At 46.8% G+C, this 25,095-nt stretch carries 21 protein-coding genes; 13 read left to right on the top strand and 8 right to left on the bottom strand.

Features of this window, described 5'->3' with window-relative positions; all coding sequences use genetic code 11:
* Window positions 1-25 precede the first annotated feature (25 nt).
* The 4 genes from ACOGW3_RS26490 (at window position 26) to ACOGW3_RS26475 (ending at window position 4,569) form a co-directional block, all read left to right on the top strand.
* The gene (locus tag ACOGW3_RS26490) at window positions 26-1,123 is read left to right on the top strand and encodes an ABC transporter ATP-binding protein (protein WP_419905668.1); all 1,098 of its coding nucleotides are present in this window, start codon (window positions 26-28) and stop codon (window positions 1,121-1,123) included.
* 93 nt (window positions 1,124-1,216) lie between these two features.
* Window positions 1,217-2,311 carry an ABC transporter substrate-binding protein gene (locus ACOGW3_RS26485; protein WP_419905667.1) on the top strand — a complete coding sequence of 365 codons (1,095 nt, stop codon included), beginning with the start codon at window positions 1,217-1,219 and terminating at the stop codon, window positions 2,309-2,311.
* A 112-nt stretch (window positions 2,312-2,423) separates the two neighbouring features.
* A complete protein-coding gene (locus ACOGW3_RS26480) occupies window positions 2,424-3,719 on the top strand; it encodes an ABC transporter permease (RefSeq protein WP_419905666.1) in 1,296 nt (431 codons plus the stop codon).
* A 4-nt stretch (window positions 3,720-3,723) separates the two neighbouring features.
* Entirely contained in the window at window positions 3,724-4,569 is an 846-nt protein-coding gene (locus tag ACOGW3_RS26475) for an ABC transporter permease (protein ID WP_419905665.1), read from the top strand.
* Window positions 4,570-4,649: 80 nt separating this feature from the next.
* On the opposite strand, the gene ACOGW3_RS26470 is transcribed toward ACOGW3_RS26475, so the two are convergent.
* Window positions 4,650-5,672: a GlxA family transcriptional regulator gene (locus ACOGW3_RS26470; protein ID WP_419905664.1), complete on the bottom strand. Its 1,023-nt coding sequence runs from the start codon at window positions 5,670-5,672 to the stop codon at window positions 4,650-4,652.
* Between the two features lie 215 nt (window positions 5,673-5,887).
* Here ACOGW3_RS26470 and ACOGW3_RS26465 point away from each other — a divergent pair, with 215 nt between their 5' ends.
* From ACOGW3_RS26465 to ACOGW3_RS26450, 4 genes are read left to right on the top strand one after another with little or no spacing between them, the layout of a single operon-like run.
* Window positions 5,888-7,138 carry a sarcosine oxidase subunit beta family protein gene (locus tag ACOGW3_RS26465; RefSeq protein ID WP_419905663.1) on the top strand — a complete coding sequence of 417 codons (1,251 nt, stop codon included), beginning with the start codon at window positions 5,888-5,890 and terminating at the stop codon, window positions 7,136-7,138.
* A 12-nt stretch (window positions 7,139-7,150) separates the two neighbouring features.
* The gene (locus ACOGW3_RS26460) at window positions 7,151-7,489 is read left to right on the top strand and encodes a sarcosine oxidase subunit delta (protein ID WP_419905662.1); all 339 of its coding nucleotides are present in this window, start codon (window positions 7,151-7,153) and stop codon (window positions 7,487-7,489) included.
* Window positions 7,489-10,509 carry a sarcosine oxidase subunit alpha gene (locus ACOGW3_RS26455; protein WP_419905661.1) on the top strand — a complete coding sequence of 1,007 codons (3,021 nt, stop codon included), beginning with the start codon at window positions 7,489-7,491 and terminating at the stop codon, window positions 10,507-10,509. The genes ACOGW3_RS26460 and ACOGW3_RS26455 overlap by 1 nt, the downstream gene beginning before the upstream one ends.
* The gene (locus ACOGW3_RS26450) at window positions 10,502-11,101 is read left to right on the top strand and encodes a sarcosine oxidase subunit gamma (RefSeq protein WP_419905660.1); all 600 of its coding nucleotides are present in this window, start codon (window positions 10,502-10,504) and stop codon (window positions 11,099-11,101) included. Before ACOGW3_RS26455 ends, ACOGW3_RS26450 begins: the two co-directional genes overlap by 8 nt.
* An 85-nt stretch (window positions 11,102-11,186) precedes the next feature.
* On the opposite strand, the gene ACOGW3_RS26445 is transcribed toward ACOGW3_RS26450, so the two are convergent.
* A complete protein-coding gene (locus tag ACOGW3_RS26445; protein ID WP_419905659.1) occupies window positions 11,187-13,055 on the bottom strand; it encodes a sensor histidine kinase in 1,869 nt (622 codons plus the stop codon).
* A gap of 413 nt (window positions 13,056-13,468) precedes the next feature.
* Here ACOGW3_RS26445 and ACOGW3_RS26440 point away from each other — a divergent pair, with 413 nt between their 5' ends.
* The 3 genes from ACOGW3_RS26440 (at window position 13,469) to ACOGW3_RS26430 (ending at window position 15,277) form a co-directional block, all read left to right on the top strand.
* Window positions 13,469-13,852, top strand: a complete 384-nt coding sequence (locus ACOGW3_RS26440; RefSeq protein ID WP_419905658.1) for a methyl-accepting chemotaxis protein — start codon at window positions 13,469-13,471, stop codon at window positions 13,850-13,852.
* Window positions 13,853-13,976: 124 nt separating this feature from the next.
* A complete protein-coding gene (locus tag ACOGW3_RS26435) occupies window positions 13,977-14,912 on the top strand; it encodes a DMT family transporter (RefSeq protein WP_419905657.1) in 936 nt (311 codons plus the stop codon).
* Window positions 14,913-14,914: 2 nt separating this feature from the next.
* Window positions 14,915-15,277 carry a hypothetical protein gene (locus ACOGW3_RS26430; RefSeq protein ID WP_419905656.1) on the top strand — a complete coding sequence of 121 codons (363 nt, stop codon included), beginning with the start codon at window positions 14,915-14,917 and terminating at the stop codon, window positions 15,275-15,277.
* On the opposite strand, the gene queG is transcribed toward ACOGW3_RS26430, so the two are convergent.
* The 4 genes from queG to ACOGW3_RS26410 form a co-directional block, all read right to left on the bottom strand.
* Window positions 15,238-16,437 carry a tRNA epoxyqueuosine(34) reductase QueG gene (gene queG / locus ACOGW3_RS26425; protein ID WP_419905655.1) on the bottom strand — a complete coding sequence of 400 codons (1,200 nt, stop codon included), beginning with the start codon at window positions 16,435-16,437 and terminating at the stop codon, window positions 15,238-15,240. The genes ACOGW3_RS26430 and queG overlap by 40 nt on opposite strands.
* 99 nt (window positions 16,438-16,536) lie before the next feature.
* Complete coding sequence (gene tgt / locus ACOGW3_RS26420; protein ID WP_419905654.1) at window positions 16,537-17,691, bottom strand: tRNA guanosine(34) transglycosylase Tgt; 1,155 nt, start codon at window positions 17,689-17,691, stop codon at window positions 16,537-16,539.
* Window positions 17,688-18,740, bottom strand: coding sequence for a tRNA preQ1(34) S-adenosylmethionine ribosyltransferase-isomerase QueA (queA, locus tag ACOGW3_RS26415; protein ID WP_419905653.1), 1,053 nt, complete (start codon window positions 18,738-18,740; stop codon window positions 17,688-17,690). Before queA ends, tgt begins: the two co-directional genes overlap by 4 nt.
* 152 nt (window positions 18,741-18,892) lie before the next feature.
* Window positions 18,893-19,531 (bottom strand): hypothetical protein, encoded by a 639-nt coding sequence (locus ACOGW3_RS26410; protein WP_419905652.1) that lies wholly within the window; start codon window positions 19,529-19,531, stop codon window positions 18,893-18,895.
* 413 nt (window positions 19,532-19,944) lie between these two features.
* On the opposite strand from ACOGW3_RS26410, the gene ACOGW3_RS26405 reads away from it, so the two are divergent.
* Both ACOGW3_RS26405 and ACOGW3_RS26400 read left to right on the top strand, forming a co-directional pair.
* Window positions 19,945-20,349 carry a DUF423 domain-containing protein gene (locus ACOGW3_RS26405; RefSeq protein ID WP_419905651.1) on the top strand — a complete coding sequence of 135 codons (405 nt, stop codon included), beginning with the start codon at window positions 19,945-19,947 and terminating at the stop codon, window positions 20,347-20,349.
* The gene (locus ACOGW3_RS26400; RefSeq protein WP_419905650.1) at window positions 20,342-20,572 is read left to right on the top strand and encodes a sulfurtransferase TusA family protein; all 231 of its coding nucleotides are present in this window, start codon (window positions 20,342-20,344) and stop codon (window positions 20,570-20,572) included. The genes ACOGW3_RS26405 and ACOGW3_RS26400 overlap by 8 nt, the downstream gene beginning before the upstream one ends.
* 102 nt (window positions 20,573-20,674) lie before the next feature.
* Here the strand turns inward: ACOGW3_RS26400 and ACOGW3_RS26395 are convergent, their stop codons facing one another.
* The gene (locus ACOGW3_RS26395) at window positions 20,675-23,881 is read right to left on the bottom strand and encodes an efflux RND transporter permease subunit (RefSeq protein WP_419905649.1); all 3,207 of its coding nucleotides are present in this window, start codon (window positions 23,879-23,881) and stop codon (window positions 20,675-20,677) included.
* Window positions 23,881-25,047 (bottom strand): efflux RND transporter periplasmic adaptor subunit, encoded by a 1,167-nt coding sequence (locus ACOGW3_RS26390; RefSeq protein ID WP_419905648.1) that lies wholly within the window; start codon window positions 25,045-25,047, stop codon window positions 23,881-23,883. The genes ACOGW3_RS26395 and ACOGW3_RS26390 overlap by 1 nt, the downstream gene beginning before the upstream one ends.
* Between the last annotated feature and the right edge of the window lie 48 nt (window positions 25,048-25,095).

Here is a 25,095-nt window from a genome sequence, read left to right as displayed (position 1 = left end):
AACAGGTAGCGAGGCAATAAGCGCTATGGCGAATCCCGCATCTAACGAAGCGTATGTACGCTTTGATGGGGTCCAGAAGAGTTATGACGGCGTAAATTTGGTTGTTAAAGACCTTAACGTTGACATTCCCCGGGGCGAATTTCTAACAATGTTGGGCCCTTCCGGGTCTGGTAAAACAACTTCGTTAATGATGCTTGCTGGTTTTGAAACCGCAACCCATGGCGATATCTTCCTTAACGGACGCTCAATTAATAACGTGGCGCCCCATAAGCGCGGAATTGGTATGGTTTTCCAGAACTATGCTTTGTTCCCGCATATGACCGTTGCTGAAAACTTGGCTTTCCCCCTTCTCGTTCGGAAAATGGGTAAGGCTGAGGTTGAAGAAAAGGTTCAGCGTGCCCTTGATATGGTTGAGCTAGGTCAGTTTGGTAACAGGCGTCCGGCTCAGCTTTCTGGCGGTCAGCAACAGCGTGTTGCTGTTGCGCGTGCCTTGGTCTTTGAACCTGATTTGGTACTGATGGATGAGCCTCTCGGCGCACTTGATAAAAATCTGCGTGAGCAAATGCAGTATGAAATCAAGCATATCCATGATCGTCTGGGTGTGACGGTTGTTTACGTGACCCATGATCAGTCCGAAGCGCTAACAATGTCGAACCGGATTGCTGTTTTTGAAGATGGTCGCATTCAGCAGCTGGCTCCACCTGTCGAGCTATATGAAAAGCCAGAAAACGCTTTTGTCGCTCAGTTTATCGGTGAGAATAATACACTTACTGGAAAGGTTGATGCCTTAGCTGACGGGATTTGCGAAGTTGTTCTGGATAACGGCGATCGTGTGAAGGCGCTGGATATCAATACTGCCGGTGCCAACACCGCAACAACGCTTTCTCTTCGTCCGGAGCGGGTTTTCTTAAATCCTGCTGATGGACAGTGCCAGAACATGTTCTCTGGCAAAGCTGAAGAAGTTATCTATCTCGGTGACCATATTCGCGTTCGCATGAACGTCTGTGGTCATGATGATTTTATCGTCAAAGTTCCAAATTCTTCCGATAAGAAAGGTCTCGTCGAAGGCGATACCATTCCAATCGGTTGGAGTATTGACGATTGTCGGGCACTTGATGCCTGATAATTAAGACCATCTTCTGTCTTTTTGCAGATAGGAGATAATGTAGTGTTTTTTAACACAAGGTCATAAAAGCCTTAGGGAGGCATATTAAGAATGAAGAAAACTTTGAAAATTTCCACAGCTCTTGTGCTGGGTTCACTGGTAGCTGCAACAGCTGTTCAGGCTGCTGATAGTATTACTGTTGTATCCTGGGGTGGTGCTTATACTGCCAGTCAGCGTGGCGCTTATAGTGATCCTTTTACTGCAAAAACAGGTGTAACAATTCTAGATTCAGATCAGGCTGGTAACGGTCTGGCTGGTCTACGTGCTCAAGCCGAAGCCGGGAACGTAACTTGGGATGTTCTTGATATCCTCGAGGGTGATTCCATGCTCGCTTGTGATGAAGGCCTGGCTGTAGAACTTGATTACAACAAAGACCTTAATGCTGCTCCTGATGGAACAGCTGCACTGGAAGATTTTATTCCAGGTTCTTTGAACGGTTGTTTTGTCCCAACGATCGTTTATTCAACAGTGATTGCTTTTAATGATACAGCCTTCTCTGGTGACAAACCTTCAACAATTGCCGATGTCTTTGACCTGAAAAAATATCCAGGTAAACGTGCTCTTGAGAAAAAACCAGATGCAAATCTGGAGTGGGCTTTGATTGCTGACGGTGTAGCCGTTGCTGATGTTTACGATGTTCTGGATACTCCAGAAGGTGTCGACCGTGCTTTTGCTAAACTAGACACGATTAAAGACAGTGTTGTTTGGTGGGAAGCTGGGTCTCAAGCTGTTCAACTTCTTGCTGATGGTGAAGTTTCCGTAGCATCTGGTTATAACGGTCGTATTTTTGACGCTCAAGTAAATGACAAGCAACCATTCACCATCATCTGGGATGGTCAGGTGTTTGAACTTGATGGCTACGTAATTCCTAAAGGCGCTCCTAACATGAAGGCAGCCATGGATTACCTCCGTTATGCAACAGATACGCAACGCAACGCTGATCAGGCTAAGTTCATTTCTTACGGTCCTGCTCGTGCATCTGCTGCACCTCTAGTTAGCACTCATATCACAACTGGTATTGATATGGGTCCTCACATGCCAACTCACCCAGATAACTTTAAAACTCCGGTTAAAAAAGATCCTGGTTTCTGGGCAGATAACAAAGATGATTTGAGCGAGCGTTTCAACGCTTGGTTGGCTCAATAATTTTTCTTTAGTTTTGGAGGGAAGCAGAAATGCTTCCTTCCAACACTTTTGTGAGTGATGCGTGCATCATTTTCATAAGTGTCTTAAACGCGAAAAATATCTGGGAAATAATATGGCAATAACGGTCGATTCAACTGGAGATTTGAGCCTTGAAGAGCAGCGAAAGCTTAAGGGGGATCTGAGCCCTGAGGAGCAGAGAAAGCTTAAGGGTGATTTGAGCCGCTCGTTACGGCAAAAAAAAATAAAAGCTACCTTATTAGTCTTACCATTGGTTGCCTTCATTCTGGTTACGTTCATTTTTCCAATTGGAAATATGCTGGTTCGTTCTGTCGATAATCCCCAAGTTATAACCTATATGCCCAATGTTACCGAGGCACTTAAAAGCTGGGACGGACAAGCTTTACCTGACGAGACCATTTACGCAGCTCTCGCTACAGATTTGATTGAAGGTCGCAAGGCCAAAACGATTGGTAAGGCTGCAACCCGGTTAAACTATGAAAAAAGTGGGATGCGCAGCCTCATCACAGGTTCCGCAAGAAAATATAAACAGATAAAAGCGCCCTACAAAGAATCCCTCATAAAAATTAAAAAGAAATGGGGTGATATTGATACCTGGAAAATTATCAAAAAGATGGGAACGCCGGTAACGGCATCCTATTTTATTAACGCATTTGATATGGAAGAATCACCCGATGGGGATGTGTCTTTCGCGCCAGAGAAGACACAGATTTATCTTAAGTTGTTTTGGCGTACTATATGGATGAGTCTTCTCATAACCTTTATGACGGTGTTGTTAGGTTATCCTGTATCTTTTCTTTTGTCTTCGTTACCTTTGAAGACCGCTAATTTGTTAATGATTCTTGTTCTTCTTCCCTTTTGGACTTCATTGCTGGTCAGAACAAGTTCATGGATCGCATTGCTTCAGACCGAAGGTATTTTGAATGATCTTCTTGTTTGGGTCGGGGTTTTAAATAACGAAGCCCGAGTGCAAATGATCTATAATGCAATAGGAACGGTTGTCGCTATGACACATATCCTGCTGCCATTTATGATCCTGCCACTTTATTCTGTTATGAAAACGGTGCCTCCGAGTTATGTAAGAGCAGCGCGCTCTCTTGGTGCAACGAACTGGACTGCTTTCTGGAAAGTATACGTACCCCAAACAATTCCGGGTGTGTCTGCCGGGGCGATATTGGTGTTTATTCTGTCGATTGGTTACTACATTACGCCAGCACTCGTCGGCGGCCAGTCAGGACGGTTCATTGGCAACATGATTGCTTATCACATGCAATCATCGCTTAACTGGGGTTTAGCGGCAGCGCTTGGTGTTATGTTGCTGGTCATGGTGTTGGCAATATTTGGTCTTTACAGCCAATTGGTTGGCGATAAAAAAGTGAAGTTGGGGTAATAAAATGGCTGTACCTTCTTATGCAGGACCTCTGGAGAGAGCATGGTATTATGGATTTAGGGGTATTTGTGCTCTTATTTTCATCTTCCTTATTACTCCAATCCTGATCATCGTTCCGTTATCCTTCAATGTTGAGCCTTATTTTAGCTTTACAGAAGGTATGCTAACGCTTGATCCTGAAGCATATTCTCTTAAATGGTATGAAGATTTCTTCACGAGTGATCGGTGGCAAGAATCAATTAAAAACTCTGTTATCGTAGCATTTTTTGCAACGATATTGTCCACTAGCCTCGGTACTATTGCTGCGTTAGGCCTTAGCCGTTCAGAGTTGCCTTATAAAGGAATAATCATGGGGCTGTTGATCTCTCCGATGATTGTACCTCTGATTATTGCTGCGGCCGGGATGTTCTTTTTCTACTCATCCCTTGGGATTTCCAATTCGTATTTTGGTTTGATCCTTGCTCATACAGCACTTGGGACACCTTTTGTTGTAATTACGGTTACAGCTACGCTTAGCAATTTCGATACAACTCTGATAAGAGCAGGGGCAAGCTTGGGTGCAACCCCAACGTACACATTCTTCAAAGTAACCATGCCTTTAATTATGACGGGTGTAATTTCAGGTGCACTCTTTGCTTTGATGACTTCGTTTGATGAAGTGGTCGTTGCCATATTCATCGCAGGTGTTGAGCAAAGAACAATGCCTATGCAGATGTGGGCAGGTATTCGTGAGCAGATTAGCCCAACAATTTTGGCAGTTGCGACGTTACTTGTAGCTTTATCCATAATCATGCTTTCGACTGTGGAGATTCTCCGTCGTCGTTCTGATCGGATCCGTGGTATTTCCTGAATTTATTCCGGGTTAATCCTAAAAAAGCAGGCTATCGAAAGATGGCCTGCTTTTTTGATTCAAGTCTAAATTAAAATAATTTAGCTTTCTTCAGGTAGTAAATTTCCCAGGATTTCGAGACCTTCTGCTCTAGAATTTCTAATAGAGGAGGGGGGGCGTTTAAAGGTTTTACTGAAGTGTCTGGAAAAATGTGACGCATCGGAAAAGCCGCAATCTGCAGCAATGTCACTGATGGCTTTATCGGTATTTAACAACTGCCATAGGCCATGTCTGAGTCGCAGATCTCTGTAACAGGCTTGGGGGCTTAGGCCGAGGTGCTCGCTGAAGGTGCGTTCTAGTTGCCGTTTGGAGATGTTAACCCGGTTGGAAATCTCTTCTACTGACAGAGGAGCCGACATATTTTGTTCCATGGTAAGGACGGCTTTTCGAACCCGGTCATTGTTTGAAATGTGTATCATGGGTGGTTGGGGCTGTGGCGCAGAGGCTGAGCGGACTTTCTCAACTTGAAGAATGCGGAGTGCTTTTTGGGCGGCTGATTTACCAAGATGTTTTTCAACTAGCCACGCAGCAAGATCGAGTGCTCCAGCGCCGCCTGCGCAGGTAATTCGATTGCCATCGACGACGTAAACCTGGTCGGCGACAGGCTTAACATCGCTAAACTCTTCCAGGAAGTCATTGTAGTGGTACCAGCTAACACAACATCTCCGTCCCTTCATAAGGCCTGCTCTGATCATAGCAAAACTACCCGTGCAGAGCCCAACTATAGAAGTGCCGAGACCCGCAGCTTTTTGCAAAATTTTGATCGTATCAGGATCTGCCTGTGGACCTTTGTGTAGTAACCCGCCGACGACAATGAGGTAATCATATTGTGAGAGATCTGAGGTATCGTGTTGTGGAGTAATCTCGACACCACAACTTGATTTCACCGCTTTACCCGGTTTGTTACTGATGATCGACCACTTGCATTTTAGCGGTCGGCTAAAATCTTCGTCGTCAGCGGAAAGTCTCAAGGTATCAATGACCGAAGAAAAAGGGGTCAATGTAAAGTTTGGTAGCAGTATAAATGCGACACAAAGAGAGAGATCTGTGGTCTTGCTGTCCACGTTTTTTGAGTTCCCTTGATTGATCATAGGCTTAGCTGCAATCGAAGTTAAAAGCGGAGCGGTAAGATCAGAACATAAAGATGTTTTGCGTCGCTTCTGGACATGAAGATTATCAGAATGTCGCAAGGATACAATAATCTTGTCTTCGCCGTACATGGAAGTGTTTTCAAACTAGGCGTAGGATGTGGACAACTAACAGAGGAGTGTAAACGGCTATGTCCCGTTTTTCGATTTTCAGCTTGGCTCGAAATGCCATGAGCTGGCATCAGAACTGGCCCCGCCAATGGCGTAGTCCAGATCCGAAGCCGGAATACGATGTTGTCATTATTGGTGCAGGTGGCCATGGCCTTGCCACAGCCTATTACCTTGCCAAAGAACACGGTATAACTAACGTTGCCGTCATTGAAAAAGGTTGGCTCGGCGGTGGTAACACCGGACGTAACACAACGATTGTTCGCTCGAACTATCTGTGGGACGAATCTGGTCTCTTCTATGAGAACGCGATGAAGCTCTGGGAGAACCTTTCCATTGAGCTGAATTACAACGTGATGTTCTCTCAACGCGGTGTGATGAACCTTGCCCATAACTTGGGTGACGTGCGTGAATCCATTCGTCGTGTAAACGCCAATAACCTGAACGGTATTGATGCTGAATGGCTCAACGCTGAACAGGTAAAAGAATTTTGCCCTATCATTAATATCTCCAAAGATAGCCGTTACCCTGTTATGGGCGCGACACTACAGCGCCGCGGTGGTACCGCCCGTCATGATGCTGTGGCCTGGGGCTATGCACGTGGTGCTGATGAAATGGGTGTTGACGTTATCCAGAACTGTGAAGTTCAGGGGCTGATGATCGACAATGGTACTGTTACGGGTGTTCGTACATCACGTGGCGATATCAAAGCCAAGAAAGTAGCGATGGCCTGTGCGGGTCATACTTCTGTTGTGGCTGATATGGCGGGTATTCGTTTGCCGATTGAATCCCATCCTCTTCAAGCGCTGGTTTCTGAACCTATGAAGCCTGTACTTGATTGTGTCGTGATGTCTAACGCTGTGCACGTTTACGTGTCTCAGTCGGACAAAGGCGAATTGGTCATGGGCGCGGGTATCGATTCTTACGTTGGTTATAGCCAACGTGGTTCGCTACACGTCATCGAAGACCAGCTGGCATCTGCCATGGAACTGTTCCCGCTGTTCTCACGTACACGGATGATGCGTTCATGGGGTGGTATTGTTGATACCTGTCCTGATGCTTCACCGATCATTGGTAAGACACCTGTGAAAAACCTCTATGTCAATGCTGGCTGGGGTACGGGTGGCTTTAAAGCGACACCTGGAGCAGGTTGGTGCTATGCGCACACAATCGCAAAAGATGAACCGCATGATCTTAATGCGGCATTTTCCATCGATCGCTTCATTACCGGTGCACTTGTGGATGAACACGGTGCTGCTGGTGTGGCTCACTAAGGAGTTAATTGGATGCTTTATATTAAATGTCCTTTCTGTGGTGATCGTGATGAAACCGAATACCACTACGGTGGTGAGGCGCACATTGCCCGTCCAGAAAATCCGGATGAACTAACTGATGCTGAATGGGCGGAATACGTCTTTATGCGGACCAACACCAAAGGTGTTCACCGCGAGCGTTGGGTGCATTCCGACGGATGCCGTCGCTGGTTTAATGTTGCGCGTAATACCGTAACCAATGAAATCGTCTCTGTTTACAAAACAGGTGAAAAACCGGATCTGCCTGAAGCTTCGACTTCAAAGCCAGCTCCGGCTGATAAGACCTCTACTGCTAAGAAAGAGGGCGCGTGATGACCGAGCAATTCCGTACAACACAGGGAAGCCGGGTTGACCGTTCCAAGGCCATTAACTTTACGTTTAATGGCAAGAGCTACAAAGGCGTTCAGGGGGATACACTTGCATCCGCACTGATTGCTAATGGGGTTCATCTGGTTGGTCGTAGTTTTAAAACCCACCGTCCACGGGGGATTTTGACTTCTGGCTCTGAAGAACCAAATGCGATCATTCAGCTGGAAACCGGCCCACGCAGCGAACCTAACCTTCGTGCGACACAGGTTGAGCTCTACGAAGGACTGAGTGCAAAGTCTGTTAACTGCTGGCCATCCGTGAACTTTGATATCGCTGCGATTAACTCTGTTGCAGGGCGTATTTTTGTTGCGGGCTTCTACTATAAGACTTTCATGAAGCCGTCATCCCTATGGATGACAGTTTGGGAGCCTGCTATTCGTCGCATGGCCGGTCTGGGCGTTCTTCCGCGCGAAAAAGATCCTGACACTTATGATCACATGAACGAGTTCTGTGAGGTCATGGTTGTTGGCTCTGGCCCTGCAGGTCTTAGTGCAGCTCTCGCTGCTGGTCGTACCGGGGCCCGTGTTGTTCTTTGTGATGAACAGCCTGAATTTGGTGGTTCTCTTTTAGATACAAAAGAAATCATTGACGGCAAGCCGGCTCGTGAATGGATTGATGCTACCGTTGCTGAACTGGAAGCTATGGACAACGTGCGCCTTCTAAAGCGTGCCAATGCCTTTGGTTACTACGATCACAACTACATTACGGTTCATGAGCGTCGTACTGATCACTTTGGTCCTGGGGCGAAGCCTGAGCTTGCGCGTCATCGTATCTGGCACTTCCGTTCTAAACAGGTTGTTTTGGCAACGGGTTCTCACGAACGCCCATTGGTGTTTGCTGATAACGACCGTCCAGGCACTATGCTTGCGGGTGCAGGTCAAACTTATGCAAACCGTTATGGCGCACTTCCTGGTCGTCGTGGTGTGGTTTTCACAAACAATGACAGTGCCTATTCTGTTGCGATCGACTTGGTTGATGCCGGAATGGATATCCCAACGGTTGTTGATTTGCGTGAAGTTGTCGATGGCGAACTGCCAAATACAGCACGCAAAAAAGGCATCGAAGTTATTACGGGCTCCGGTATCGTAGCCACATTGGGTCGTAAACGGGTTAAGGGCGTCGAGATTGCCACCGTATCATCTGATGGAAGCAAAGTTACAGGCACAAAACGCAAGATTGATTGCGACACCATCCTGAGCTCCGGTGGATGGAGCCCTGCAGTTCATCTCTTCTCTCAGTCAATCGGTAAACTCCGTTATGACGAAGAGAAAGTTTGTTTTGTTCCAAACATTTCTTCACAAAGCGAGCGGACTGTTGGCGCTTGTAAAGGCTCTTTTGATCTGCAATCTGCACTTGATGAAGGTGCTGCTGCAGGTGCAGCTGCTGCTAAAGATACCGGCTTTGGTAAAGGAAAAGCACCAGCTTCTCCTAAGGCCATGGTTGTTGAAGAGAAACCAATCAAAGCCTACTGGGTTGTACCCACGGATCACGCTATTGGTCAGGGTAGCCGCAAGCACTTTGTTGATTTCCAGCACGATGTAACTGCGGCTGATATCATGCTTGCCGCCCGCGAAGGTATGCACTCTGTTGAGCACATGAAGCGTTATACCACAACAGGTATGGCGACTGATCAGGGTAAGCTATCCAACGTGAACGGTTTGGCTATTCTTTCTTCACAGTTGGAAAAAGCAATTCCGAAAGTTGGAACGACAACTTTCCGTCCTCCTTACACACCGGTTAATTTTGGTGCGTTGGCTGGCCGTGGTATCAATGCTGACCTTGCAGATCCGGTACGTCGTACGCCAATGTACGGCTGGCACCTTGAAAACGGTGCTGCTTTCGAGCCGGTTGGGCAATGGCAACGTGCCTGGTACTACCCTAAAGCCGGCGAAGATATGCATGCCGCGGTAACACGTGAAACTGCTGCTCTTCGTGAGGGTGTTGGTATCCTCGATGCTTCTACATTGGGTAAAATTGATATCCAGGGTAAGGATGCTGCGAAGTTCCTCAACCTGATTTACACCAATGCCTGGCTCAAACTTCCTGTGGGAATGTGCCGTTATGGTTTCATGCTCAAAGAAGACGGCATGGTATTCGATGATGGTGTGACTTCTCGCCTTGGTGAGAACCACTTCCACATGACAACGACGACGGGTGGCGCTGCAGGTGTTCTCGATTGGCTCGAAGAGTATCTTCAGACCGAATGGCCTGATCTCGAGGTTTATTGTACTTCTGTTACTGAAGAGTGGTCGACCCTTTCTATTGGTGGTCCAAAAGCTCGCCAATTGATGGAAGAACTTGCTCCTGAAATGGACTTCTCGAATGAGAATTTCCCATTCATGGCTTGGAAAAATGGTGTTGTTGCTGGCGTTGATGCACGCGTTTTCCGGATTTCCTTTACCGGTGATCTTTCCTACGAGATCAATGTTCGCAACTGGCACGGTCTTCATCTTTGGAAGAAATGCATGGAATTGGGTGAGAAGTATGACATTACGCCATACGGCACAGAAACCATGCACGTTCTTCGTGCTGAAAAAGGCTTTGTAATCGTTGGTCAGGAAACTGATGGCACCCAAACGCCACAGGATCTTGGCATGGATTGGATCGTCGCGAAGAAGAAGGGGGACTTTGTTGGTCGCCGCTCCTTCGTTCGTGCAGATACAGCCCGCGCTGATCGCAAGCAGTTGGTTGGTCTGCTGACAGAGAATTCCAAGGAAGTTCTGACAGAGGGTGCGCAGTTGACTTATGAGCGCGTGAACCCAACGCCAGCACCAATGGTTGGTCATGTGACATCTTCATATTGGAGCCCGAACCTGGATCATTCCATTGCGATGGCTTTGGTTAAGGATGGACACAATCGTATGGGGCAGTGGATATACGCCCATGATCGCGGCAAGGTGACTAAGGTCAAAATTGTTAGCCCGGTCTTCTATGATTCTAAGGGAGAACGTCGTGATGGTTGATAACTTCCGCAGCAGTATTATTGCTCATAAAGAGCAGGCCATGATCAATGGTTCAGTTGGTGGTGATAACGGGGTTACCCTGTCAGAAGTTCCGTTTCTGGCTCAGGTCAACATCCGGGGTAACGCCGACGACAAAAAATTTGTCGCCGGTGTAAAAAAGATCACAGGAATTAAGATTCCAACCGATCCGAATACTTATGTGACCAAAGACGATGTTACTATTTTCTGGCTTAGTCCTGAGGAATGGCAAGTCGTTGGTCCCGTGGATGCACAAGACGACCTCGTTGCGAAGCTGCGAGAAGCCCTCGATGGATTACATGTCGCCGTTATCGATGTATCCGGCAACCGGACAACTTTGGATCTTACGGGTGCTCAGGCACGTAATGTCATGAAGAAGAGTTGCCGTCTCGATATGGATCCGCAATCCTTTGGGGTTGGTCAAGCTGTACAAACCCGCGTTGGTAAAGCGCCTGTTGTATTGCAGATGCTTGATGATCAGCCGACGTATCGGATGTTCGTACGTCCATCCTTTGCAGAATACCTTGTTGATTGGTTGTTGGACGCTATGGGTGAATACCACCATAGCGCTTGATATGTACCGATTGCACTAAGTAATAAAACGGCCCGCGACATCAGTTGCGGGCCGTTTTTTATGAGGTATGAATTATTAGTGGGCTTTAGATACTGCTGACGATGCTCTGGTCAAGCGGTGAAGTATCTGGGCCTCTTTGAAGGACACGAGAAGCTGGGAACGTAATTGTAGCTGTCGTTCCTTTGTTAATCTTACTGTCAAGCAGCAAGGCTCCGTCGTGTTGTTCCATTAATGATTTTACAAGAGGAAGACCAAGTCCCGTTCCCTCAAATGCACGAGTCATAGGCGTATCAGCTCTTATGAAGGGTTCAAGAATACGTTCAAGTTCGTGTTTTGGAATGCCTATTCCTGTATCACTGATCTGGACAGAAAGGCTGTTATCCGGATTTACCATTGCGGTTAAAATAACGTCGCCGCCTTGCGGTGTAAATTTTACAGCATTGGATAAGAGGTTGAGTAAAATCTGTTTAACGGCACGTAAATCAGCTTTCACATAAGGCAGGTCAACTGGCATGTCCAGGGTAACCGGGACAAAGTCCGCGGTGCTTTGTCCGACAACGAGTTTATGTGCTGCGCGCGCTGTCTGTGCTAAATCGACAGATTCGTCCTGGAGTTCGAAAGCTCCGGCTTCAATTTTAGAAAGATCTAGAATGTCATTGATCAAATCTAAAAGGTGCGTCCCGGAGGCGTGAATGTCTTGGCAATAGGATTTGTAATGATTAGATCCTAATGGCCCCATAAGTTCACTCTTCATGATTTCAGAGAAACCAAGAATAGCGTTTAGCGGTGTTCTCAATTCATGACTCATATTGGCAAGGAATTGGGATTTGGCGGTGTTCGCCTGATCCGCAATTTCTTTTGCGCGACGAATCTCACGTTCTTGGTTCATCAGCTGCGTAATGTCTGTTGCCAGAACAACGATTTCTTTAGCAGGGGTTCGACGGTGGTTGAACTGTAACCTGGTCCCGTTACTGAGGTGTAGGATCATCCTCTCTTGAAGCGACTCATGGCTGGCACAGGTTTCTTTGATGAATTCCTCTTCACGGCCTTCTGTACCGACAAAGTCACCCGCGTAAACAAGTTCACGCATCAGATCTTCGAACCTAGATCCAAGAGTGATAATTCGCGCGCGTTTGGCGGAAATGTTCCGGTAATTACTGTTACAAAGGACTAGCTTGTCGTCTTGGTCATAAAGGGCAAAGCCTTCAGACATTGTTTCAATGGCCTGCGTAAGCTGTGCTTCGGAACGTTTGGCCCGAAGTTCACTGGCTTTTACCGCCGCTTCGTACGCGGATTGCTTTTGGAGAAGATCATTATAAGCCGTGACAACAGCACCAAGCTCGTCATTCGATTTCCAGTCGACGGCAACGCGGTTTTTGTGTTGTTTCTCGGTCTGAATAGATTCCAGTAATAACTTTAAAGGGACGCCGATGTATGAATTCGCCCCAAGAAAGGTAAGCGCAGAAAGAACCAGAATTGTGACGATCATAACCAGCCCATCAAAGATCAACCTCTCTCTGATTTCGGCGGTGATAAGGGCATCATGGAAAAGGACTTTGACCGTGCCTATCGTCTCTAATCGGTCAAATGAATTATGTTTAATCGCAGTTTCTCTAGAAAGAGCAGCTTCGATTGTTTGTACACTCTCACTTGTCAGTTCTGCCAATACAAGACCGTCGGTATCGTATACCTGAGCTGAGTGAAATTCCGGATTTCTGGATAAGGCAAGCAAAATTGCCTGGATTGAATCCAAGTCATAATTCCAGACTGGCGTTGAAAGCGCAGTCCCCTGAATGTCCACCATTTTATCTAAACGCGTTCCAAGCTCGGAATTCAGTTTATGAATATTCCGGCTCTCAAGAACGGTAAAGAGAAGCAGCAAGCTGATACTGATCAGCGGTATGTATATAGACAGCAGCTTCCCACAAATGGAGTTGCGTATATTTAAATTCAACCGGCGCTCCACACCCTATCGATATATTGCCTTGACTGTTTTGCTTTTCTTGCTCGTTTTTAAGGTAGAAAAGGCTCCACTCAAAGTAGCACCATCCTCTTAAGCAAAAATGAATACAAGGGGTTCATATAATTAGAACAATAGATGGTTATAGGTGAACATATCAACCTTCTGATTAACCTTTATACTAATAATCGCCTTTTCCGAGTTAATTTAGGGTTTGTCTTTTCGATAATCTGTATAGGGTTTGGCGGTTTTTTAGAGGACGCAACCGTTGAACTACTCTCTCGCTATGTGACAGTTAAGCTTGGATTTAAAAAAATTACCTAAAATGCATTTTTTTATCCGTGGTTAATCTCACGTTAATAGCAAGTTGCTATCAGTGGGTTCGGTCTAATGGGAGCTAGAGATAAATGAATCCAAATCAGGGTGTTTTAGAGCAGAGTATTGATAAGATTTTTGAAGAAATCGCTCAGCTTAGTATTGAAATTGAAAACGTAGGTAATGTTGCACAGCAGATTGATGCCATTGCGCGTCAGACAAATCTTCTAGCTCTTAATGCCACAATTGAGGCTGCACGTGCAGGTGATGCGGGCAAAGGTTTTGCTGTCGTTGCTGGGGAAGTTAAACAGCTTGCTGGTCAAACTAGCCAAGCAACTACGGAAATTGGTGGTATTGTTCAATCTCTTTCATCGCATGTAGAAGAGCTTAAGGTTATAAGTAATAAGGCAAGAGCAGATCTCCCTGCCCATGAGAATTCAATGTCTGGTGGGCTTAATGAAGCAACTGTCGTTTAATATTCTGACGACAATTCTGCATAAATCAAAATTATTACAAACAAGCCATTTGCGTTTGAGTTAATTTCTTGGAACATTGGGGGGCTAAATTATAAACCCCCAATGGAACCTGAAGTAAATGCACTTGGATAAACCTCGAATTCATCAATATGTCCTGCTCATTTTATTAGGGGCAATATGGGGGAGTTCGTTTTTCCTTATTAAGATAACACTGGAGACAATTTCTCCAGTGACCCTTACCGCATTTCGTCTGTTCTTGGCTTTTCTTGTTCTCTCAACATTAATGCTTGCCCTCGGGAAGAGGTTTCCAAAGGATCGCAGGACGTGGTTGCGATATCTTGCTATTGCGGTAACAGGAAATATTGTTCCATTTATTCTCATTTCCTGGGGTGAACTTCATATAGAATCAGGCCTTGCCGCGATCTTAATGTCAGTTGTACCTCTCACGGCCTTGGTCGTTTCGCATTTTTGGACGGATGATGAAAAAATGTCCCTGCCAAAAACGATGGGAACATTGGTTGGTTTTGGAGGCGTTATTCTCTTGGTCGGGCCGGATGCTTTAAAAGGGTTGGGTGATTCTGTTTTAGGACAACTCGCTGTTGCCTTTGCTTCATTTTGTTATGGCGCAACCTCCGTTTATGCGCGGAAGACTGGTTTGGTTAAGCTTGATCCTATTGTGAATGGTGCTGCAATTTTGTTGTGTGCATCAATAATGGCAATACCAATGGCCTTTGTTTTGGAAGATCCACTTGCATTGGATCCAACTGTCCGAAGTGTTGGAGCTTTGATTAGTCTAGCTGTGCTTTCTACAGCCATTGCCTATATCGTTTTATACTATTTATTAGGGATGGCAGGGGCAAATTTCACGGCGTTGAATAATTACCTTGTCCCCGTATTTGGTATGGTTTGGGGCTTCTTATTCCTCTCCGAAAGTTACGATACAGAAGCCTTCGTAGCTTTGGCGATTATTCTCTTTGGAATTATCATAACTCAGTTGGGTAAAAAGCGCCGAAAAATTCTTGGCGATGCCGCACTTATAAATGGGAAAACGGGAGAATAGGGATGCCAACCATGAAAACACTGATTCTACGGTTTACGGTTGGTACTTTTGTTATTTTACTTTCAGCCTGTGCAAACGAACCTATTAAAATCGATGCTTCTCGTCCTGTAATCAAGGCTGTGGCTAAAGGTGCACAAATTTATGGTAGTAATGATTATACGCCCTGGGCTTTTGGCGTCTGTTATGGCAACCGCGTAAATACTCCAACTCAAATCTTGGCCTTTGCAAGAGAGACTTGTGGTAATGGGCGTATTGAACTCAGAGATGAAGACATCATCTGGAATGGGTGCCCTGTTATCCAAGCAACAAGAGCCTCATTTGTTTGTTATCCTAAAGGACCTAAAACGTCGGCTTCAGGAGGATGAAGTGCTTCGGGGCGATAAGGTGTCGCCCATTCTTCGAGCACATCTGGGTCAGATTCATCTTGCGTATTAATGATGCGCAAGGCCTCAAACTTAGTCGAACTCATTAACCTCCCAAGTGCCCAAACGGCCATAGCGCGGACGTAAGGTGAAGCATCTTGCAAAAGGGACTCTATTCGCGGAGTTACTGAGTTATCACCACAATTTCCCAATCCGATAAGGACATTTCGGATAAAACGGTCCCGTCCAATCCTTTTTATTGGTGAGCCTGAGAATATTTGCCGGAAACTTGCATCATCCAATTCTGCTAAATCGGCAAGTCTTGGAGCGGTTAATTCAATACGCGGGAAAACATGTTCTTCTGTTGTTGGCTCAGCAAATTTGTTCCACGGACAGACGGCAATGCAATCATCGCACCCGTAGATATGATTTCCCATGGGGATACGAAATTCTCGGGCGATATGGCCGTGATATTCAATCGTCAGGTATGATATGCAGCGTTTCGCATCCAGAACGTAGGGGGCTGGAAAAGCATCTGTTGGACAAATGGAGAGGCAGCGGTTGCACGAACCGCAATGATCTTCTTCTTGCTGATCTGGCTTAAGCTCAAGCGATGTATAGATTTCACCAAGAAACAACCAGGATCCATGTTCGCGGGAGACGAGATGGGTGTTCTTGCCTTGCCAGCCAATACCTGCTTGAGCTGCAGCGACCTTTTCAAGAACAGGGGCTGTATCAACAAAGACCTTTACCTGACAATCAAGGTTTTCGACCATCCAGCGTGCGAGAGCTTTGAGCCGCTTCTTGATAAAGTCGTGGTAGTCTTTGTTGCGGGCATATACTGAAATATTGCCACGGTCATCGAATTCAAGATTGGCCAGTGGGGGATCTGCAGGTCCATAATTCACCCCGAGCACGATAATACTCTTGGCGTCTTCCCACATCGCTGTGGGGTTTTCACGCCATTCGATACGGTTTTCCATCCAGCCCATATCTCCGTGATAACCACGGGCGAGGAACTCACGCAGGTTTTCCTTCGTCTGTTCACTCATCTCAGCCGGAGAAAACCCGACGGCATCGAACTGTAGCTCAAGGGCCTTTTGACGAATAGCGGCTGCCGGATCAGTAGGGTAAGAGGGTTTGGTCTTTGTTTTTTTACTCATCTCAAAACCCTCCTTCTCCTTAGCATCTCGTTTGTTGATTATAGTACGTTCAAAATAGTGGGATCGATACTACCATAACCATATTTAAACTGAGCCACCTCATTCCAGTGCTGGAATATCTCCACCTTCTTGCAAGCGGTAAAATTCTTTTTGGAACTCTGTGAAAGTTCCTTCAGCAATGGCGTCACGCATTCCGGCCATCAGCTCTTGATAATAAGCAAGATTGTGTATGGTCAAAAGAACAGGGCCGAGCATTTCTTTCGCTCTAAATAAGTGACGTAGGTAAGCCCGGCTAAATTGGGTGCAGCATGCGCATTTACACTGGTCATCCACTGGGCGATGATCATCTTCATGACGCTTGTTGCGCATGTTGAGCGCCCCGCGTCGTGTGAAAGCTTGCGCATTTCTGCCTGATCTTGTTGGGAGAACGCAATCGAACATATCAATGCCGCGGGCGACAGCACCGACGAGATCAGATGGTTTGCCCACCCCCATAAGGTAGCGTGGTTTATCTTCTGGAAGGTGTGGCATGGTATGATCGAGAACTTCGAACATCACTTCTTGCCCTTCACCAACGGCAAGACCGCCGACGGCATAGCCTTCAAAGCCAATATCAATCAGGGCTTCGGCAGACTCTTTACGCAAGTCTTCATAGGTTGAGCCCTGAACAATTCCAAAAAGACCATAGCCATCTCTGTCCCGGAAGGATTTACGGCAACGCTCTGCCCAACGCATGGAACGGCGCATGGAATGAGCTGCTTCTTCGTGCGTAGCTGGATAAGGGGTGCACTCATCCAGGACCATGGTGATGTTTGAATCCAACAAGTCCTGGATCTCCATGGATCTCTCAGGAGTTAGATTGTGCTTGCTGCCATCAATATGGGATTGGAATTTGACGCCTTCTTCGGTGATCTTACGCAGACCTGATAGCGACATAACCTGGTACCCACCGGAATCAGTCAGGATTGGGTGAGGCCAGTTCATGAATTTGTGCAGGCCACCGTGACGATCAACCAACTCTGCAGTTGGACGCAACATCAGATGGTAGGTGTTACCCAGGACAACCTCTGCTCCAGTAGAACGAAGCTGTTCAGGAGTGAGCCCTTTTACGGTACCTGCAGTACCCACTGTCATAAAGGCTGGTGTTTGAAATGTACCGTGGGCTGTTGTCACTTCACCCCGACGGGCAAGACCATCTGTAGCTTGTAGTTCGTAACCAAATTTTGCCAGCTTGTTCTCTTCTTGGGTACTCATAAATGATCCTCACGCTGCAATAGGCTGCAGTCCCCGTAGGAATAAAAACGATAGCCATTCTTGATGGCGTGTTGATAGGCGGCACGCATGCGATCCAGTCCAGCGAAGGCGGATACCAGCATGAATAAAGTCGAGCGCGGCAAATGGAAGTTGGTCAACAACAGATCAACGATCTTAAATTTGTAGCCTGGGGTAATGAAAATATCCGTTTCACCATCGAAGGGCTTGAGGGTCCCGTCGTCATCTGCGGCACTTTCCAGTAAGCGAAGTGCGGTAGTTCCGACAGCAATTATTCTACCGCCTTTGGCGCGGACGGCGTTTATTTTGGCAGCAGTCTCTTTGTTGATATGGCCAATTTCACTGTGCATTTTATGATCTTTGAGATCATCTACTTTTACCGGTAAAAACGTTCCAGCACCGACGTGGAGGGTCAATGTCAGGTGTTCTATGCCTTTGTTATCCAAGGCAGCCATAAGACGGTCAGTGTAATGAAGGCTTGCGGTTGGTGCGGCGACAGCCCCGCGATATTTAGCAAATCTGGTTTGATAATCATCTGCGTCCTGCTTGTCCGATCCGGCGTCCCTCTGGATATATGGCGGTAAGGGCATTTTGCCATACTCTTCCAGATAGGGATAAAGCTCTTCAGGTGGTAAATCAAAGGCAAGAAGAACTTCGCCACCATCAAGTTTGCTTTCTACCTTGGCGCTAAAACCGTCAGCAAAACGAACGATATCATCCAGGCGCAGTTTCTTGGCTGGCTTGGCAAAGGTCCACCACCGTGCGCCACCATCGCTTGATGGTGGTTCTTGTTTGTGTAGCGTGACTTCAATGCCCGCTTCTCCTCGTTTGCCTTTTAGGCGTGCGGGGATGACTTTGGTGTCATTAAAGACCAGCAAATCACCAGGCTGAATAAGCTCTGGCAAGTCTATCATTCTGTGATCTTCAAAGCGGTTGCCAACGGACAGGAGTTTGGCCATGTCACGTGGGTTTTCCGGTCGGTGGGCGATTACCTCACGGGGGAGCTCGAAGTCAAAGAGATCCGTTTTCATCTATTCGTATCCTATTGCTCATCCAAGATCATAAATTGATCAAAGAGCCATTGACGCGATAGGTATCAGAAGTGGACCCCGGACGCAAAGGGGACGCGCACTTAACTGATATGCTTTATTGGTATAGATTTAGGGAGGATGAGAACCTATTGTTACTGCGCTTTATCCAAAGGCTCTCGAACGTTGTATCTTAGACCATAGCCGACACGTTCTTTTGAGACCCCCTCAACAAAATGGAACGGGCGTTCCTCTATACCAGCAAAGTTTTTCCCGCGCATCAGAATCATGACACCTGCTTTGGCCTCCATGCGTTTTGCATTGGTTCTGTCTCGATCATCGCAGATGTAAAATCCAGCTTCTCCTGCAAGGGTTAAAATGGCTATTACCCCTTCAAAACACACTAAATCCCGGTGGGGTGAGATACCTGCAGATCCTTCGTAGTAGCGTAGCGCTGCGGTATCGTTGAAAGCAAAAGGCGTTTTATATGGTTGGGGGCTCATTAATTCAAAGGCGACGTTTAGTTGTTGCTCAAAAGCTGCCTGATAGTCATTGAGGAAAGTGTCTTCTTCAAAATTCATGCAAATGGTAAAGTCCTGCTGAACTTCATTGCCTGGAGAACCGACCACAGGGGTGCTTTTGCGAAAATTAAGTTGCTCTGTTGCCCGAAGCATTTTTTCACAACCAGCTTCATCGACGAGAGGAAAAGCGACAGCTCCTTCATTGGGGAGGGCTGACATCGTTGCGGCGAGGGAAGCTGGTGTTGTCAAAAGATGTTGGGTGAAATCGGACATGTTCTTATCTTCTTATAAGGGATATGGCTTGAACAGAATGTGTGAGCCGTATTCTCAATAAAAGTTATACCGCACCTGGGAAATAAAAATGTACCAGATGCGTCATTATGAAGCCTGACGTCTGTAAACCAGAAAACGACCCTTCCTTTGCTGTACAGCTTTGGTAAAGCCGTTTATAGATATTCTCCGAGCTCTCTTTCGTTCATTATAATTTTAATATTCATGAATAGGCAGATTGTGGCTTTTTTTCGTCGTACCTACTGACAGTGGTTTTAGTTCTAATGACTTGGTTCGGTTGTTGTTTTTGTGGGAGAAGCTTCTACATTTATTCTCTCTATATCCGGACCAGCGTTTGATGAAATTTATGGAATGTCGTGGTTTTTATCTTTGCAGCAGTACTCAGTAAGGAAAGAATGATTTTTAACATGAATAAGTTCTGGATTGTATTCGCAGCCCTTTGGGGGGCGATATCTGTAGCAATCGGTGCCTATAGTGCTCACGGTCTTGGTGGTGATGAAACCCGGGTGCTCTGGGCACAAACCGGTGGCTCCTATGGCTTGGTTCATGTCCTTGCTCTGATCGGTCTGACAGCACTTGGACAGGTTGGCGGCGGGTGCTCACGAGCAAGGATAGTCGGGAGTATCTGCTTTGCCTTGGGGCTGGTCTTATTTACCGGTGGACTGTTTGTTAAGGCACTTGCTGATGTTTCTCTGGGTGGCCCCTATATTACCTTTGGCGGCAGCCTTTACATTTTGGGGTGGATTTTAACAGCCGTTTTCGGTTTCACCTTTAAGACGAAAGAAAATAATCATGGCTGAACACTTACTTGATGCGACAGGGTTAAAATGCCCAATTCCGGTTTTACGTGCGCGTAAAGCTATGAAGCCATTGACTCCAGGAGAGGTTCTTGAAGTCCATGCCACAGATCCAAGTGCCCTTATGGATTTTAAGAACTTCTGTGAGACAACGGGGCACGAATTCTTGTCATCCGAAGAAGGAAGTGATGATGTGCTGGTCTTGAAAATCAAAAAATCTGACTAAGGTCTTATCTAATTGGTTTAACGGCCAATTTACAGGACAGCATAAAATTTGAGTTTAAAGAAAAAGCCTCTGGATGGGTCCAGAGGCTTTTTTAAATTTTCTTTATTCCACGGCATCCGTTAACCCAGGCCGTGCCTTGAGTTCCTGATTGTGCTTACGGTCTTTTTCAAGAGTTTTCTCCATCAAAGCAAGCATCGGAGGAATGATTAGCAAGGTGAGCACTGCCGATAGAGATAATCCACCGATAACAACAGAGCCCAAACCTCGGTAGAGCTCAGAGCCTGCTCCTGGAACCAATACCAATGGCATCATACCAACGACAGAGGTCAGAGTGGACATGAAAATTGGTCGAATGCGGTTGCGGGTCGCTTCCAAAATTGCGGCCTGAGCATGCATGTTCTCAACACGCAAGTGATGCAAGGTTTGATGGACGACGAGAATGGCGTTATTGACAACAATTCCGACCAATATAACAAACCCAAGCAGGGTCAACATATCCAGGGGTTGAAAAGAAAAGCTGTTGAGGAAGACCAAGCCAGCGACCCCGCCAGCAGTTGCCAAGGGCACAGCTAGCAGAATGATCAGGGGATAAAGGAAGCTCTCAAAAAGAACGGCCATCACCAGATACACGATAACAATTGCCAACAACAAATTAACAACCATTGCATCCCAGGTTTGAGCAAGTTTATCAGCTGTACCGCTCAGGCTTATCTTTACATCACTCGGAAGGCCAGCTGCTTCGAGAGGTGCGATAATTTCAGCTTGTAAGGTCTCCAGGGCCTGCTCCAAAGGCACACCGGCTGATGGCCTAAGTTCGAGTGTTATTGTACGCAAACGTTCACGATGTCTAATTTCTGTTGGCCCAGACGTTAGAATAATTTCTGCAAGGCTGGAAGCGGGAAGTATCGTTCCATCTGCAGTTACAACTGGTAGACTGGCAATGCCCTGGGTTTGGGTTATACCCTTGTTGGGTCCTTTGAGCGTCAAATCAAGCCGCTTGTTTCCAACGGTGATTTCTTCGACCCGGAGGCCGTCGTTAAATACATCAATGGCGGTGCCAAGTTCATTTACGGAAACGCCGTTGTCGGCAAGTCGTATACGGTCCGGTAGCACGCGTACTTCAGGTGCTCCTAATTCTAGGCCCGGGCGAGGCCTGAATTGATTGCCCTCACTTGTGGGAAAGACGGCGAGCATCTTCCCGGTCGCTTGACCCGCGATAGCCAGGATTTCGCCCAGATCAGAGCCTGATATATCCAAGTCAATTTTACGTCCTCCGCCGATACCACGGCCAAAAAGAGAGGGTTGGTTGATAAAGCCAAAAGTTCCAGGTTCCTTGAAAACAGGTTTCTGTAGTACAGGGATGAGTTCCGCTACTCGTTGGCCATCGATGGCAACGGCACCTAGGAAGGTGTTGGATCTTGTGGCGACAAAAAAGAAACGTTCCATCTTTACGGGCTCTTCTGGAGCCGATTCAGGACCAGTTTCAGATGCCCACAAATTGCGGATGGAATTTTCAACTTCAATGGCAATGGATGTCATTGTGTCCAGATTGTACCCGGGTGGCGGAATGATAATACCAAAAACCAGGTTTCTGTTGCCTTCTGGCAAGTACTCAAGTTTAGGAAGGTACTTCCATGTGCCGAGTGAAGCCACAGCGGTTATGGCACCGACCAATCCAATGGCAATTAGCTTTCTTTTGATAACCAGAGTTTGAAAGCCCATGACAAACTTTACAAACCCCGTGCCAAACTGATCAATTCCAGGAAGATGAATACGGTTCATCGTGTCGCTGCCATCTGTATCGTGATCACGAAGGAAGCGTCTGGAAAGGGCAGGGATCACAGTAATGGATACGACGAGTGATAAGGTGACGGAGACAGATATCGCGACAGCAATGTCTCTAAAGAGTTGGCCGACCTCTAACTCCATAACCATAATCGGTATAAAGACCATGACGGTGGTCAGAGCCGAAACAAAGATGGCTCCCCATACCTGTTGGGCTCCTTCATAAGCCGCAACAGCAGGAGATTTTCCTTCTTCTTTGAGCCGGAAAATATTTTCAAGAACGACAATGGCTGCATCGACCACCATGCCTACGGCAAAAGCAAGGCCTGCCAGAGATATAACATTGATGGATCTGCCAAGCGCTGCCATGGCGACAAAAGAGCCAACGACAGAGACGGGAATAGCCATAGATATTATGACTGTTGCTCTAACAGAGCGTAGGAAAATAAGCAGGATTATTGCGGCGAGAATACCGCCAAACCATATATTCTGCCTGACGAGATCAATTGCAGAGTTGATGTATACGGTCTCGTCGTAAACCTGTTCCAGTTTCAGTCCGGCACTCGGTATCGAGCGAGCGTTAAGATCTTCAACGGCTTGATAGATACCGTCCATGGTCTCAATAACATTAGCCCCGGTTTCGCGAGTGGCGTTAAATGCCATAGCCGCATTGCCGAGGACGCGGATCTTAGCGCTTGGATCTTTGTAGTTAAAATTGACCCTTGCTATATCACCAACTGTTACCCGGGCCACGCTGCCCGTAAAAGCATCTTGAGAGCTGCGAAGCACGACTTGTCTAACGGCTTCAACCGTATCAAGATCACCTTCTGTCCTGACAATATAACGGCGTTTTCCCTCTTCAACGTCCCCTGCGGAAATCGATGAACTCGCGGCGCGTAGAGTGCTGACGACAGAGCTGGCAGTTAAGCCGTAACGGGCGAGAAGCTCGGGCTGTATTACTATTTCAATTTCTCGTTCACTGCCGCCATATATATTGACACCACTGACACCGGGAACACGTTCTATCCTGTCTTTGACAATGTCTTCTACGAAGTCACCATAGGTGTGAATGTCGGCCGTATTACCGTCTTCTCGGGTAAGAACAAACCAAGCGATGGGGCTATCTTCTGCTCCTGCAGTGTCTAATGTCGGTTCGTCGGCTTCATCAGGGTATCCATTTACACGGTCCAATCGATTAGCCGTTAGTAACAGGGCTTTGCCCATGTCTGTGCCAACATTGAACTCTAGCGTAATTCGACCAGAGCCATAAGAAGAGTTACTTGTCATACTGTGGAGGTTTTCCAGGCCCTTAAGTTTCTCTTCCTGCTCAGTTATGATTTCGCGTTCAACCTCAGCTGGCGCCGCGCCACCCCAGTTTGTCCGAATAGTAATAACCGGACGGTTCACGTCTGGCGTAAGTTGGATCGGGATAATTTGGAGCGCAACTGCCCCAAATAAAACAACCATGATAACGGCTGATATAATCGCAATTGGTCTTTCAATGGAGACTTTGATCAAGTTCATTACGAGGCGTCCTCGCTACTGCTTTCATCCTGTTTTTCGGATTCTTGATCTTTGGCTTTTTCTGCGTCGGCACCATTAATCTGAAGCGGCATTCCTGGGAAAAGACGCTCGTTACCTCGGGTAACAACTTGATCACCTGATTGCAGGCCGTAAATTACTTCAATGCGTTCCCCTATTTGCTGACCGAGTTGAATAGGCCGAGGTTGGGCATGTCCTTCGGCATTTAGAAAGACCATAGGGCCGTTAGGGCTTTGGATGACAGCATCTTTGTGAACGGTGGGCACATCCCGTTTTGGCCCAGCAGGTACTAACAGAGTAATACTTTGGTTATCTGCGAGTAATTCTGGGTTTGGCAATTGGGCATTTAGTCTTACCGGGCGGGTTCTGGTTAGAGGATTTTCCCGAGGTAGAATTGCTCTTATTGTTGCCATCAAGGGAGTGCCATCTTCAAGGTTAAGTGAAAACTCCATCCCTACTTTGATGCCTTTCAGGCGACGGGCAGGGACTTCAACTTCAATCTCTAAACTGTCACGTGACAGTAGGCGTGCCACTGAATCCCCGGTTTGAACATAGGATCCAGCTTCAGTTTCTTTCGCGAGTACTACGCCATGATAGGGGGCTTTTATCTCCGTATAGGCGAGATTGATTTCAGCTCTACGCAATCTGGCTTTCGCGGTATTTATATCGGCCCGTGCCTGGGATACTTCCGCTTTTGCGATCGCACTGTTTTGGACGGCATCTTCATATCTGGACTTATTGAAGGCTGCTGATTTTCTCAGCTTTTCAAGTCTCTTTAGTTCCTGACCTGCCAGCGCGAGCCTTGCCTGAAAGGTCGCCAGACGACTATTTGACGCGGTAACTTCACTCGCCGCGAGATCCCTATCAGCACGCAGGGTAGCCGAATTGAGGCGGGCAATTATCTGTCCTGTTGTTACGCTGTCGCCAACTTCAATTAAAACTTCCTCGACCGGCCCTGCAATACGTGCGGAAACATTACCAGTTTGGCGCGCGACCAGACGCCCAATAACTGGTACCGTTTGGTTCATCGCTTCGATACGAACTTCATCGACACGAACAAGGGATGCTTTTTGAGCAGAAGCCGTGAATGGAAAGGTCATCAGGCATAAAGCCATTAGAAAAGAAGAGGGTGTAAACAGCTGGCGCAAACCGGCCTCCTGAAAAGATACCAAATTGTGAATTTGGCATTTAAATTG

It is taken from the genome of Kiloniella sp., from assembly GCF_965205715.1.
Lineage (GTDB): Bacteria > Pseudomonadota > Alphaproteobacteria > Kiloniellales > Kiloniellaceae > Kiloniella.
This window is presented reverse-complemented; position numbering and strand designations above follow the sequence as displayed.

Coding starts and splice junctions, on each gene's coding strand:
- ACOGW3_RS26490 (WP_419905668.1), top strand. CDS start 26: ATGGCGAATCCCGCATCTAACGAAGCGTATGTACGCTTTGATGGGGTC.
- ACOGW3_RS26485 (WP_419905667.1), top strand. CDS start 1,217: ATGAAGAAAACTTTGAAAATTTCCACAGCTCTTGTGCTGGGTTCACTG.
- ACOGW3_RS26480 (WP_419905666.1), top strand. CDS start 2,424: ATGGCAATAACGGTCGATTCAACTGGAGATTTGAGCCTTGAAGAGCAG.
- ACOGW3_RS26475 (WP_419905665.1), top strand. CDS start 3,724: ATGGCTGTACCTTCTTATGCAGGACCTCTGGAGAGAGCATGGTATTAT.
- ACOGW3_RS26465 (WP_419905663.1), top strand. CDS start 5,888: ATGTCCCGTTTTTCGATTTTCAGCTTGGCTCGAAATGCCATGAGCTGG.
- ACOGW3_RS26460 (WP_419905662.1), top strand. CDS start 7,151: ATGCTTTATATTAAATGTCCTTTCTGTGGTGATCGTGATGAAACCGAA.
- ACOGW3_RS26455 (WP_419905661.1), top strand. CDS start 7,489: ATGACCGAGCAATTCCGTACAACACAGGGAAGCCGGGTTGACCGTTCC.
- ACOGW3_RS26450 (WP_419905660.1), top strand. CDS start 10,502: ATGGTTGATAACTTCCGCAGCAGTATTATTGCTCATAAAGAGCAGGCC.
- ACOGW3_RS26440 (WP_419905658.1), top strand. CDS start 13,469: ATGAATCCAAATCAGGGTGTTTTAGAGCAGAGTATTGATAAGATTTTT.
- ACOGW3_RS26430 (WP_419905656.1), top strand. CDS start 14,915: ATGCCAACCATGAAAACACTGATTCTACGGTTTACGGTTGGTACTTTT.
- queG (WP_419905655.1), bottom strand. CDS start 16,437: ATGAGTAAAAAAACAAAGACCAAACCCTCTTACCCTACTGATCCGGCA.
- tgt (WP_419905654.1), bottom strand. CDS start 17,691: ATGAGTACCCAAGAAGAGAACAAGCTGGCAAAATTTGGTTACGAACTA.
- queA (WP_419905653.1), bottom strand. CDS start 18,740: ATGAAAACGGATCTCTTTGACTTCGAGCTCCCCCGTGAGGTAATCGCC.
- ACOGW3_RS26410 (WP_419905652.1), bottom strand. CDS start 19,531: ATGTCCGATTTCACCCAACATCTTTTGACAACACCAGCTTCCCTCGCC.
- ACOGW3_RS26405 (WP_419905651.1), top strand. CDS start 19,945: ATGATTTTTAACATGAATAAGTTCTGGATTGTATTCGCAGCCCTTTGG.
- ACOGW3_RS26400 (WP_419905650.1), top strand. CDS start 20,342: ATGGCTGAACACTTACTTGATGCGACAGGGTTAAAATGCCCAATTCCG.
- ACOGW3_RS26395 (WP_419905649.1), bottom strand. CDS start 23,881: ATGAACTTGATCAAAGTCTCCATTGAAAGACCAATTGCGATTATATCA.